The following is a 12,996-nucleotide window of genomic DNA, read 5'->3' as shown; positions in this document are numbered from 1 at the left end:
TTTAAGCAGCTAAATTTTCCTTTAAATATTCGATGACAGCAGGACCGAATTGATAGAATGTATAGCGACGATCCTGATAAAAGAAACTAACGATTGGACAACCTAACATTTCGTTGATAAGTAAATGTTTGATTTTACTTTTTTGAAGATTCTCAATGATTGGACGTTTGAAACCACGATTTCGTACAAGTCTCAATTGGTCTTCGGAAAAATGCAGGGAAACGATAAAATGTTCTTGTGTTTCAGCTTGTTGGACCTTCACATACGTATTCATAAAAATTCCTCCTTATTTTCTTTACAAAGGAAGTATAATTTATGAAACGAGTTTCATAGCAAGCGTTTTAGCTCATTTTTCTAAAATAGTGAAAGCTGTTCACGTTTATCTTCAAATTCATGTAAATATCCGAAAACTTCCTCTGTTCGCCAAAGGATATTGTGTTTTTGACAGGTTTCAATGAAAATGCTCATTAACCGATCATTATTAGGACTGTTACATACGTAATTATCACCAAAAGCAAATTGATACTTTTTCTTCATTCCTGGAAAGTGCTTATCAAGTTGATCGTAGAAATATTCACGATTTCCTGAACGCATGGTTACCCCAAAACCAAAACAAAGAATCCCCTTGACTCCAGCTTGAACACAATAATCTAAAATACCGCGAATATTTTCTTCGCTGTCATTAATAAAAGGCAAAATAGGGGAGAGCCAAACAACAGTTGGTACGCCGACCTCTTTAAACCTCAGCAAAGTTTCATATCGCTCTTTAGTAGTAGAAACATAAGGTTCTAAGATTTTGCATATCTCTTCATCATAAGTTGTCAGAGTCATTTCAACAACGGCTTTGGTTTTTTGATTAATTGATGTTAATAATTCGAGATCCCGTAAAATTCGTGCAGATTTCGTTTGGATTGCTACACCAAATTCATACTTGTCGATCAATTCCAAAGCGCCACGTGTCATTTTTAATCGAGGCTCTAATTGAATGTAAGGATCGGTCATTGCTCCGGTGCCAATCATACAGGGTTTTCGTCGTCTTTGCAGCTCCTGTTCGAAAATCTCTAATGCATTCGCTTTTACTTCAATGTCCTCGAAGAGATGATTGATTTGGTAGCAGTCACTGCGGCTATCGCAATAAATACAGCCATGTGTACAGCCGCGAAAGAGATTCAAGCCGTTTTTTGCTGATAAAATCGTTTTATATTCTTTATAATGCATTGTACACCATCCATTCTAATTTGCTTTTGCCTGAGCATTTTTTCCTGAATTTACAAGAACAAAAGAAGAACAAGAGTTCGTATCTATTATCCCATAAATTTTTGCTGATAACAATCTTAAGTATCGGTATAATGAGCAATGGAGGTGTTTTTATTGCTGAAAATTGGTGAGTTTTCCCAGCTTGGTCAGGTGTCGATTCGAACCTTGCGTCATTATGATGAGATCGATTTGCTTCATCCGCAAGTAGTTGATGAAGAATCAGGTTATCGTTATTACTCAGTAAAACAATTAGAAGTTTTAGCCCAGATTGTGTTACTGAGGGAGCTAAAGTTTTCTTTGAAAGAAATCAAAAGCTTGATTCAACAAGATCCGAAGATTTTTACCGCAGCTTTATTAAAAAAAGATCGTGAAATTGAAAAAGAAATCCAACGTGATCAATTTCGTCAGCAGCAAATCCATCAAATGATTCAACGGATGCAGCATAAAGGGAAATACCAAGTATCGATCAAGAAAATTCCCGCTATTTCTGTCGTCAGTTTTAGAAAGAGAATTAAGAGCTTTTATCATGAAGGATTACTTTGGAAAGAGTTTATGTCTCTGTTAAAAAAACAAGGAATTGCTTTTCCGACTAGCCCTGATGAGAATTTAACAATTTTTCATGATAAGGAATACCTGGAGGAAGGCGTGGATGTTGAGGTAGCGATTATTTCAGATGTTCAAGCAGTGGAACCGTTGGAGGTACGAGAGCTTCCTGCATTGGAGCATGCGGCAATCATGTATGTCGAAGGAAACTATCATCAACTTCCAGAAGCTTATCAAGCATTTGCTAAGTGGCTAGAGGAACATCCTGAATTCAGCATGGTAAAAGCCACGCGACAAATTTGTCATGTGGGTCCAGAACACACAGAAAATCCAGAAGAGTATTTGACAGAACTACAAATTCCATTAATTTCCTTGACTCTCACGCAACGTGAGGATTTATCTTCTAATTAGAGGTCGCGACTCAAAAAATAATTGGGGGAATCACCATGGAAATTAAAGAAATCGGCAAAGTGAAACAAACGGATGCTGGTGTTCATTTAGAGTTATTGCCGGAGTATCAAGACGGATTAATTGGTTTGGATGATTTTAGTCATCTATATGTTTTGTATTGGTTTCATCATTTGGATATACCTGAACTTAGAGGAACAACGGTCAGCAAGCCCTATACAAACGGACCAGAAGAACTAGGAACTTTTGCTACAAGAGGTCCGGTTAGACCAAATCCAATCGCGCTGTCGGCGGCAAAAATTTCCAGTATCCAAGGTAACAAAGTGTATCTTGAATATCTGGATGCAGAGGATAACAGTCCAATTTTAGATATCAAGCCTTATACAGCAAGTTCTGACGTATTAGAAACCTTTCAAGGACCTGAGTGGTGCGCACATTGGCCGCAATCCTTTGAACGCTCGGGAAATTTTGATTGGGGAGCAGAATTCAATTTTCCTGAATAGGGTAGAAGCTTTTTTAAAAAATATTTTCACTTTAACAATCGAACGATCATGCTTGTCTTTTTGAATGAGCATGATCGTTCATTTTTCGTTTTTAAGCAAAAAAATCAAGAATAATGAAAATTTCAGTGATTTTCTGATAAAACAATTTCTGTTGATGTTTCATTGTTGATAAATAAATGAAATGGTGCTATATTATCAAATGTAATTGATACAGATTTTAAGGAGATGTAATACAGTGAGTAAGAAGGGTTCAGAAATCATTGTAAGTAGTTTAGAAAATCATAATGTTCCATTTATTTTTGGGATTCCTGGTGCCAAGATTGATGGCGTCTTTGATACATTAGAGGATCACGGACCACAACTAATTTTAGCTCGTCATGAACAAAACGCAGCGTTTATGGCTCAAGCAATTGGTCGTTTGACTGGAGAACCGGGGGTTGTGATCGCCACCAGCGGCCCTGGAGCAAGTAATTTAGCAACAGGTTTAGTTACCGCAACAGCTGAAGGAGATCCAGTTTTAGCTTTAGCCGGACAGGTAAAACGTTCTGACCTTTCAAAGTTGACTCATCAAAGTATGGATAATGCAGCACTGTTTGCACCTATCACAAAATATAGTTCTGAGATTCAAGATCCAGAAACCTTATCAGAAAATATCGCGAATGCGTTTCGAATTGCAAAAACAGCTAAAAAGGGCGCTAGTTTTCTCTCTATTCCTCAAGATGTAACGGATGGGGAAGTGCAAGGAGAAGCGATCAAGCCACTATCTGCTCCGATTTTAGGTGCGGCCTCAGAGGAAGATATTGCGGACTTAACTAAACGAATTCGTGATGCAAAATTACCAACATTATTAGTCGGTATGCGAGCATCCGGAAAAAAAGAAACAGCTGCGATTCGGAAGTTGGTTGAAAAAACTGGTTTACCAGTCGTTGAAACCTTTCAAGGGGCGGGAATTATTTCACGAGAGTTAGAGAATCATTTCTTTGGCCGCGTTGGACTATTTCGCAATCAACCAGGTGATATGTTGCTGAAGCGTAGTGATTTAGTCCTAGCGATTGGCTATGATCCAATCGAGTATGAAGCAAGAAACTGGAATGCAGAGAAAGATGCACGTATTGTAGTAATTGATGAAGTCCCTATGGAAATCGATCAATACATGCAGCCAGAAGCTGAGTTAATTGGCAGCATCGCCAAAACGATTGAAAAATTGAGTGATTCGATTGATAGTTACCAATTATCAACGGATGCTGATCATTATTTATCGACATTGCAAGATAAACTAACAAACGGCAGACATAAAAGTGAAACGGCAGAAGGGCGCGTACATCCCTTAGAAGTCATTGATACACTGCAACAAAATGTAACAGATGAAATGACTGTAACCGTGGATGTCGGTAGTCACTATATTTGGATGGCTCGTCATTTTCGTAGCTATGAACCACGTCATCTGCTATTCAGTAACGGGATGCAAACATTAGGGGTAGCTTTGCCATGGGCAATTTCCTCTGCGTTGGTTCGTCCCAATACTCAAATATTCTCAGTTTCTGGAGATGGCGGCTTCTTATTCTCAGCGCAAGAATTAGAAACAGCTGTTCGCTTGAAGCAAAAAATTATCCACTTAATTTGGAATGATGGCAGCTACAACATGGTGGAATTTCAGGAAGAAATGAAATACGATCGTTCTTCAGGTGTACATTTTGGGCCTGTAGATTTTGTGAAGTATGCGGAGGCTTTTGGGGCAAAAGGATTACGTGCGACATCAAAAGCAGAATTAGAAACAGCCATTCAAGAGGGGCTAGCCACAGAAGGGCCGGTAATCATCGATATTCCGATTGATTATTCAGATAATAAGGAATTAGGTAAAACAATTTTACCTGATCAATTCTATTAGACCTTCTTAGTGAATATCTGTGAAATAAAACAAAAGAAGGGGATTACTCATGACAGTGAAAACAAAAAGCTATATCTATCAGCATGGAACACTGGGTGGTTTGATGCAAGATTTAATGGATGGAACCGAAAAAATCGGTACTTTATCAAATTACGGTGATTTTGGTTTGGGAACATTAGAAGGCTCCAACGGTGAAGTCATTTTCCTAGATGGTGTCATTTACCACGCTGATGAAACAGGAAAAATCAATCAATTAGTTGGTGATGAGTTAACACCTTATGCAGCAGTCACTAATTTTGAATCAGATGAACGATTTACTTTAATGAACGTTTCTGATGATGTTGTAAAAGAGGACATTTTAGAAAAAATCAGCCACAATTTATTTGCGGCTGTCAAAATAAATGGCAAGTTTAAACATATGCATGTGCGGGTCGCGCCAAAACAAGAAAAACCATATCCGCGTTTCGTTGAAATTGCGCGCAATCAACCAGAATTTGAGGCCGATAATATTTCTGGAACGATTGTCGGTTTCTTTACACCAAGATTATTTCACGGTGCCGCTGCTGCTGGATTCCATTTACATTTCATTAGCGATGATCGGAAATTTGGCGGTCACGTATTGGACTTTAAGTTGTCAGATGGAACGGTCGATCTTATGGAATTAGCCGAATTCCGACAACATTTTCCAACCGAGAATGCAGATTATCTCTCAAATGAGATCAAATTGGACGAAATCTCAAAAGATATTGAAGAAGCAGAATAGTAAAAAGTCAGAAGCAAAAAAATGATATGCTACCCTTGTTTAGGGAGAGCATATCATTTTGCTTCTGTCTTTTTTACGCATTCTTTCCCATTTTCGATTTTGCTGAGATCAGGCGAGAGCGACCAGGGGCTTGAACTAAAACGGTCAATTCCTTTAAAGCATCCTTAGCAATCCATTGTTTTGACTTAGAAGGTTGCTTTTGCATTACCGCGGCAGTATTAATCGCTAACTCTTTGGCTTCTAAATTGGTTTTGCCAAGTTCTCTCAAAGCCCAAGAGACGGCCTTTTTCACTAATAAGCGTTCATCATCTGAATAGCTCTCAATCAACTCTAAATAGTTTTTTATTTCAGCGATTGTAAGGGAGGCATGTGTTGAGGTGCTTGCAATCAATGTAAAAGCCGCTCGTTTGAAATACAATTTGTCAGAATTTATCCAACTTTGAATGAAACGATCGAAGTCTTTTTGTTTAATCAGAATATTTTTACAGAACAAATCACAGAGATCCCAAGAAATGATGCTATCCATTAAATAGTTGATGTCTTGATCATTACAGTCTTTAGGCTTTAGTGCTAACACGGTAAGTATTCTACATTCATGGTAATTGGTTTGCCATAGCTGCATTAAGAAATCTTTTTCTTTTGGAATTTTTCGAGCGAACTTTCGTAATTCAGCAGTTGAAACCCCAAGTGTTTGTTCAGCCGGAATTCCGAGTTTGATGATATTCTTCCTAAATTTCTCTGATGCCGCTTCTTTTAAATAAATCAGAATCTCATCAATCGTCATATTCATCACCTTTTTCCATAAAATAAAAAATGCAGAACAATGATCAGAGATATTCTGATTGTTGTTCTGCATTTTTTGAATCGTTTATTAAATTCCTAATAGTGAGGCAGGGTTTACAAAGCCTGACCATAACGCTGTTGAAACCCCAAAGTGTAAATGAACGCCTGTTGAATTACCCGTTGTTCCCATACCGCCTAATACTTGACCAGCACTGACTGATGAACCAACACCAACACTTGGTGCAGAAACCATGTGCATGTAGTAAGAGTAGTAGCCATCTGGATGCTGAATCACTACATGATTCCCAGCTGACCAATGGAAACCAGCTTCAACGACTGTTCCACCTTTAGAAGCCATGATTGGAGTGCCGGCAGAACCAGCAAAATCAATGCCGTCGTGTTGTGTACCAGATGCGCCTGTTGGATCTTGGCGTGGACCAAATGGACTTGTAACGACTAACCCAATTGATAATGGAGAGGCCCAACCACTGCTAGTAGCCGCAGGCTTAGAGGTATTCGATGTTGAGGTCGTCGGATTGGTTGTCACCTGACTAGCACCTGCATCGGTAACTGTTTGAGCCTGTTCCTGTTGCTGTTTCGCTTCTTGTTCTTGTTTTTGAGCTTCTAACTGAGCAATTTCCGCTTCTTGTTTTTGCTTGGCTGTTTCAGCCTCAGCAGCCTGTTTCTCCGCTTCTTCTGCTGCTTTTTGAGCTTCTTCTGCCGCTTTCTTCGCTTGCTTTTCTGCTTCAGCTTGTGCTTTTTCACGAGCTTCTTCTTCTTTTTTGCGTTGTTCCTCTAAAGCTTTCAAAGCCGCTTGACGTTTCTTTTCGGCATCTTCTTTTTGTTTTTCAAATTTATCTTTTTGATCTTTTTCAGTCGCGATACTTGCTTGGATTTCATTGATTTTCACTTGCTGATCCAATTTCGTTTGAACTAATTGCTCTTGTTTGGCTTTTAGTTCCGTTGTTTTCTTGCTGATCACTTGAAGACGTTGTTCGGCTTCTTTTTCAAGCTTTTCAAGCTCAGCTTTATCTTTGGTTTGTTGTTCCATAATGTTTTTGCTTGCTGTTAAGATAGTAGAGACAGCCATTGTCTTTTTAACCGCTTCACCAAGTGATTTAGAATTGATCACTGCATCAACGATTGAACCAGAATCCTGTTTCGTTTGAACATCGCGAGCTTGATTTCTGATTTGTTCTTCCCGTTTTTGAATTTTTTCTTGAAGGGTAGCAATCTTTGCTGTTAAATCGCTTAATTTCTTTTCCTCATTTGTCTTTTCTTTTAAAACAGCATTCACTTCTTGTTCCACGGCAGCAACTTGCTGCTCTAATGCTGCTTTTTGATCCTCAGCAGATTGCTCAGTTTGTTGTAAATCAGAGATTTTTTTATCTTGATCAGCAATTTTTTGATCGTACTCATCTGCTAATGCGCTTAATGGGGTAGTGGTTAGTGCTAAGGCACATAAAGTTAGTGCCGTATATTTTTTCAACTTAATCAATGGATTCCCTCACTTTTTTCAGCTTTCGGGTTCAATTATATAAGAAACTATGAAGAAAAAGTTTAAAGTATTTGAATTTTTATGTAACCGTATAGATTGTAACGATAATGAAATATTTCAACTAGGAATTAATCGTGAAAACGCTTGACAAGCCGCTCTTTTAATGATTTGAATACTATTTTTGTTTGTGATCACTTATATTTTAATCAATGGAGAATTTCAAAGAGTTACGGTAGAATAAACCGAAAGTTATTAATACTCTATATACTCAATCTGGAGAAATTGATACACTTATTACGTATTTAAATTGGGAGGAATCCGCATGGGTTGGAAAAATCAAGAAGCAAAAGAAGAGGCTTATAAATTAATGTTGATGCAACAAAAAGCATTATTAGAAGGTGAAACGGATTTGATAGCTAATTTGGCTAATTCATCTGCCTTATTAAATCAGACATTACAAGAAACAGTTTTTGCAGGGTATTACCTTTTTAAAAACGATGAATTAATCTTGGGCCCATTTCAAGGAAATGTTTCGTGTGTTCATATCGCAATGGGGAAAGGGGTATGTGGGGAAGCGGCTGAGAAAAACCAAACATTAATTGTCGAAAATGTACTGGAGCACAAAAATTATATTGCTTGTGATTCAGCCGCACGATCAGAAATTGTTGTTCCAATGAAGAAGGGGGAACAATTGATAGGCGTATTGGATTTAGATAGTTCCGAGATTGCAATGTACGATCAAATTGATCAGTTTTACTTGGAACAATACGTCTCATTATTACTGGAAAATTTAAACTAAAATTTTAATTTTTATCTAAAAAGATGGTTATTTGATAAATAACACCCTTAATGTGGTATTTTATTTCGCTTAATGCTACTATATAAGTGTAGTATAAAACATTAATGAGGTGGTTGAATGAATAAAGAAGCGATTATTGTTGGAGAAAGCTATGAATGCCGTAAAACTGATTTTGCTCGGCCGATCATCGGAGAAGTAATTCGTAAAGAAAATAATGGATGCATTGTGAACGTTGAACGTTTTTACGGATTGGATGCAGATAAGATTGACCAAGTAAATGGGCAAGTATTAATTAAATACAGTGAAGTAGCAGGAATTGTTTCCAAAGAATGTTTCTTTAGTTAATGGACCATCCTGTTTAAAAAATCACTCCGAGTATTTCTCAGAGTGATTTTTTTGTCAATTTTTAGGTAAATTAGATTTACAGTTTTTGAATAACATAGCCATATTTTTTAGTTTTTTTCAAAAAAATAGTTTTTGCTTATTAATTAAGAACTTAATGATCTGAATACGCACTTAAAATCCCATGGAAAGCTCTTCCATGGGATTTACCAGTTAATTAGTTTTTTCAATTGTTTTGATTAGATACTCAGCAAACTCTGAAGTAGATAACTCTTCGATATCAATCATCTGTGCAAAATCGTGTGTCATCTGATTGTTCTGCAACGCTTTTTCAATGGCAGCCATAATTTTTTCGCTGGCCTCAAACCAGCCAAGATGATCCAACATCATTGATGCGGAGAGTAGTAATGAACAAGGATTAGCCCAGCCTTTACCAGCAATATCAGGTGCGGTTCCATGGGTAGCCTCAAAAATCGCATGTCCTGTTTTGTAATTGATATTTGCGCCTGGAGAAATGCCGATCCCGCCAACTTGTGCAGCTAAAGCATCAGAAATATAATCACCATTCAAGTTAGTTGTTGCGACTACTTGGTATTTTTCTGGATAAAGCAGAATTTGTTGCAGGAAGTTATCAGCAATTACGTCATCCACAATAATTTTCCCTGCATTTTTCGCTTTTTCTAATGCTTCATTCGCTTTTTCAGTACCGGATTCAGCAGTGATTTCTTTGTACTGATTCATCGTAAAAGCCTGAGGATAGTTCTTTTCAATTAAATCATAACCCCAATTTTTAAAGCCGCCTTCAGTAAATTTCATAATATTTCCCTTATGAACAAGGGTGACTCGTTTTTTTCCTTGCTGGATGGCGTAATCTAGAGCAGCCGCAATTAAACGCTCACTGCCTTCTTGAGAGATAGGTTTAATCCCTAACGAACTGGTATCTGGAAAACGGACTTTAGTAACGGCTAATTGTTCTGCTAAAAAGTCTAAAAGCTGTTTGACCTCGGCAGAATTATTAGCAAACTCAATTCCAGCATAAACGTCCTCCGTATTTTCTCGAAAGATCGTCATATCCGTTTTTTCAGGTTCCTTTAAAGGTGAAGGAACCCCACTAAAATAGCGGACAGGTCTTACACAGGCGTATAGATCTAATTCTTGACGCAAGGTTACATTTAGAGAACGGAACCCTTCCCCGATTGGTGTTGTCAACGGTCCTTTAATAGCAATTTTATGTTGTTTGATTGCCTCTAATGTTTCATCGGGAAGCCAGGTACCTGTTTGGTTAAACGCTTTTTCACCCGCAAGAATCTCAAGCCATTCAATTTTTCGATCATTTGAGTAAGCAGAAGAAACGGCCGCATCAACAACCTTTTTTGTCGCCTGCCAAATTTCTGGTCCGATACCATCGCCCTCGATATATGGAATAATTGGAGTCAAAGTGTTCGTCATTATGCCTGCTCCTTTTGCATTTTTTTGTTTATCACTAGCGGTAAAATTCCCTGATTCTTCCAATAAGCAATATCAGCTTCGGAATCAAAGCGCAATTTTGCCTGGAAGTGGATATCCTTTTCACCACTGGCAGTCACATCAATGATTTGATTGATTGCCGGTTCCGTTGGAAATTCGAAGCTGTAGCTTTCCAAGCCAGTCAAACCAAGTGATTCAGCGGTTTCTCCAGGAAGGTATTCAAACGGAATCACGCCCATCATCACTAGGTTACTGCGATGGATTCGTTCGTAGCTTTCTGCTAAAACTGCTTTGACACCTAAAAGATTCGTTCCTTTAGCTGCCCAGTCTCGAGAAGAACCCATCCCGTAGTCTTTTCCTGTAAGAATCAATGTACCAATCTGTTCTTTTTGGTATTGCATTGCTGCATCGTAAATGGATAGCTCTTCACCAGTTGTCGCCAGTTTTGTGTACCCACCAGTTGTTTCCGGAGTTAATTGGTTTTGAATTCGAATATTTCCAAAAGTTCCCCGCATCATTACTTCGTGGTTGCCTCGTCTAGAACCAAAGGAATTGAAATCTTTATACGATAAACCGCGATCTTTCAAGTATTTACCAGCAGGAGATTGAAGGCCGATATTTCCGGCTGGAGAAATATGGTCAGTTGTTACAGAGTCACCAAATTTGGCTAAGACACGTAAATTGTTTAATGGATTTGTCTCGTCTGCTTCTTGTCCAAGATTTGTGAAGAACGGTGGATTGGCAATGTATGTTGATGCATCGTCCCACTCGTAACAATCACCCTCTGAGGTTTCGATCTGATTCCAGCGTTCATTGGATTGATAGACGTTCTTGTACGCCTTACGGAAATCATCTGGATTTAAGAAATCATTGATATAGTCATTCACTTCTTCTTGTGTAGGCCATAAATCTTTTAAATAAATGTCTTTACCAGCGACTGTAGCCAATGCTTCTTTTGTTAAATCCTTTTTAATCGTACCGGCTAGAGCGTAGGCGATCACTAAAGGAGGAGAGGCTAAGTAATTTGCCTTAATTAATGGATGAATACGACCTTCAAAATTTCTGTTCCCTGATAGAACTGCTGAAACTACCAGTTCACTATCTTTTAAGGTCGTTTCAATCTCCTCTGCTAAAGGACCAGAATTGCCGATACAAGTCGTACATCCATAACCAACGATATCAAATCCTAATTCAGCTAACGGCTCTAACAAGTTGCCTTTTTCTAAATATTGGGTCACAATTTTTGAGCCAGGCGCTAACGAAGTTTTAATTGTTTCTGGAACCTTCAAACCAAGGGATACAGCCTTTTTAGCCAGTAAGCCAGCAGCTACCATGACAGAAGGATTGCTCGTGTTGGTACAACTAGTGATTGCAGCCAAGGTTAAATCACCAGTTTCAATTGTATTGTTTGTTCCTTGGATAGTTACTCTGCGATCTATTTCATCAGAATCCAAACCAAATCCTTTAGGCCCACTTGGATTAGTTAAAGAAGTTTGGAAATTTTCTGCCACTTCTGCTAATTGAATCCGATCCTGTGGTCGTTTTGGACCTGCAACAGAAGATTGAACAATTGATAGATCTAATTGAATCACACGTGTATAGATAGGTGTTTCAGATCCATCGTAAAAGAGTTTATTTTGTTTCGCGTAGGCTTCAACTAACGCGATCTGTTCTTCTGAACGACCAGTTAAACGTAGATAGTTCAGTGTTTCTTCGTCGATTGGGCAGAAGCCGCAGGTTGCACCGTATTCAGGCGCCATATTAGCAATTGTTGCACGGTCAGAAAGACTTAAAGTTTTGTAACCAGTTCCGAAATACTCAACAAATTTACCAACAACTTTTTCATTACGCAAAAGTTCAGTTAGGTAAAGAGCTAAATCTGTTGCTGTTGCTCCTGGATTCAATGTTCCAGTCAGCTCTACCCCGATTACTTCAGGCGTTGGGAAATAGGAGGCTTCTCCTAAGATTGCAGCTTCAGCTTCGATACCACCGACACCCCAACCAAGTACGCCTAGACCGTTGATCATCGTTGTATGAGAATCTGTCCCTTCTAATGAGTCAGGAAACAGCAGGTTTTCATCATTCTTCAAAATGACATCAGATAAATATTCTAAATTAACTTGATGAATGATTCCTGTTTCTGGAGGAACAACTTCGAAGTTGTCAAACGCTTGCTGCGCCCATTTTAGAAATTGATAACGTTCGTGATTTCGTTCAAATTCTTTCTCCGTGTTGTAAGCCAAGCTTTCTGAGGTGCCGGCACAATCGACCTGAACAGAATGATCTACAACTAAAGTTACCGGAATTTCAGGGTTAATGAGCTTTGGATCACCGCCAAGCTTTACGACAGCATCACGCATCGCAGCGAGATCAACCACTGCGGGGACACCTGTAAAGTCTTGTAGAACGACTCTTGATGGTCGAAAAGGTACCACTCCTGATGGTTTTTTCGCGTCAAAGGCGATCAAACTCTCTAAATCAGCGAGCTCCTGATGTCGTGCTAAGCTTTCTAAAAGTACTCGAATACTGAATGGATAATCAGCGATATTTTTTTGATACGTATTGACAATAGCTGAAAGATCAAAGTATGTATAATGTTCGTTTTTGATGAAAAGCTCTTTTTTCCAACTCAATACAAAATCCCTCCTAAGTACGTTATCGTTTAAAATCAGTTGGGTTTATTATACGAATAAAGAAAAAGAAAGTAAATGAAATTATTAAAACTATTTCATTTTACGCCAATGG

The 12,996-nt window shown here is 38.4% G+C and carries 12 protein-coding genes; 6 read left to right on the top strand and 6 right to left on the bottom strand.

The window, feature by feature from the left end:
- Position 1: 1 nt before the first annotated feature.
- Both IGI52_RS05405 and IGI52_RS05400 read right to left on the bottom strand, forming a co-directional pair.
- A complete protein-coding gene (locus tag IGI52_RS05405; protein WP_016182109.1) occupies positions 2-274 on the bottom strand; it encodes a hypothetical protein in 273 nt (90 codons plus the stop codon).
- An 80-nt stretch (positions 275-354) separates the two neighbouring features.
- A complete protein-coding gene (locus IGI52_RS05400) occupies positions 355-1,218 on the bottom strand; it encodes an SPL family radical SAM protein (protein ID WP_102871089.1) in 864 nt (287 codons plus the stop codon).
- A 153-nt stretch (positions 1,219-1,371) separates the two neighbouring features.
- Between IGI52_RS05400 and IGI52_RS05395 the strand changes: the two genes are divergently transcribed.
- The 4 genes from IGI52_RS05395 (at position 1,372) to budA (ending at position 5,362) form a co-directional block, all read left to right on the top strand.
- The gene (locus IGI52_RS05395) at positions 1,372-2,211 is read left to right on the top strand and encodes a MerR family transcriptional regulator (RefSeq protein ID WP_438780667.1); all 840 of its coding nucleotides are present in this window, start codon (positions 1,372-1,374) and stop codon (positions 2,209-2,211) included.
- A 35-nt stretch (positions 2,212-2,246) separates the two neighbouring features.
- Complete coding sequence (gene tsaA, locus IGI52_RS05390; RefSeq protein WP_438780666.1) at positions 2,247-2,711, top strand: tRNA (N6-threonylcarbamoyladenosine(37)-N6)-methyltransferase TrmO; 465 nt, start codon at positions 2,247-2,249, stop codon at positions 2,709-2,711.
- Between the two features lie 235 nt (positions 2,712-2,946).
- On the top strand, positions 2,947-4,599 hold the full coding sequence (gene alsS, locus IGI52_RS05385) for an acetolactate synthase AlsS (RefSeq protein WP_016182113.1): 1,653 nt from the start codon (positions 2,947-2,949) through the stop codon (positions 4,597-4,599).
- A 49-nt stretch (positions 4,600-4,648) separates the two neighbouring features.
- On the top strand, positions 4,649-5,362 hold the full coding sequence (budA, locus tag IGI52_RS05380) for an acetolactate decarboxylase (RefSeq protein ID WP_016182114.1): 714 nt from the start codon (positions 4,649-4,651) through the stop codon (positions 5,360-5,362).
- A gap of 73 nt (positions 5,363-5,435) precedes the next feature.
- On the opposite strand, the gene IGI52_RS05375 is transcribed toward budA, so the two are convergent.
- Both IGI52_RS05375 and IGI52_RS05370 read right to left on the bottom strand, forming a co-directional pair.
- Positions 5,436-6,152, bottom strand: a complete 717-nt coding sequence (locus IGI52_RS05375) for a DNA alkylation repair protein (protein ID WP_438780665.1) — start codon at positions 6,150-6,152, stop codon at positions 5,436-5,438.
- Positions 6,153-6,233: 81 nt separating this feature from the next.
- A complete protein-coding gene (locus IGI52_RS05370; protein ID WP_438780664.1) occupies positions 6,234-7,643 on the bottom strand; it encodes a peptidoglycan DD-metalloendopeptidase family protein in 1,410 nt (469 codons plus the stop codon).
- 322 nt (positions 7,644-7,965) lie between these two features.
- Here IGI52_RS05370 and IGI52_RS05365 point away from each other — a divergent pair, with 322 nt between their 5' ends.
- Together IGI52_RS05365 and IGI52_RS05360 are read left to right on the top strand one after the other, a co-directional pair.
- A complete protein-coding gene (locus IGI52_RS05365) occupies positions 7,966-8,442 on the top strand; it encodes a GAF domain-containing protein (protein WP_137440011.1) in 477 nt (158 codons plus the stop codon).
- A 117-nt stretch (positions 8,443-8,559) separates the two neighbouring features.
- Positions 8,560-8,787 (top strand): hypothetical protein, encoded by a 228-nt coding sequence (locus tag IGI52_RS05360; protein ID WP_016182118.1) that lies wholly within the window; start codon positions 8,560-8,562, stop codon positions 8,785-8,787.
- 210 nt (positions 8,788-8,997) lie between these two features.
- Here the strand turns inward: IGI52_RS05360 and icd are convergent, their stop codons facing one another.
- Positions 8,998-10,233, bottom strand: coding sequence for an NADP-dependent isocitrate dehydrogenase (gene icd / locus IGI52_RS05355; protein ID WP_016182119.1), 1,236 nt, complete (start codon positions 10,231-10,233; stop codon positions 8,998-9,000).
- Positions 10,233-12,884: an aconitate hydratase AcnA gene (acnA, locus tag IGI52_RS05350; RefSeq protein WP_438780663.1), complete on the bottom strand. Its 2,652-nt coding sequence runs from the start codon at positions 12,882-12,884 to the stop codon at positions 10,233-10,235. The genes icd and acnA overlap by 1 nt, the downstream gene beginning before the upstream one ends.
- Between the last annotated feature and the right edge of the window lie 112 nt (positions 12,885-12,996).

The sequence above is a fragment of the Enterococcus sp. DIV0187 genome (genome assembly GCF_051713785.1).
Taxonomy (GTDB): Bacteria; Bacillota; Bacilli; order Lactobacillales; family Enterococcaceae; genus Enterococcus_A; species Enterococcus_A avium.
The sequence above is the reverse complement of the archived record's forward strand: the minus strand, read 5'-3'. Positions and strand labels throughout refer to the sequence as shown.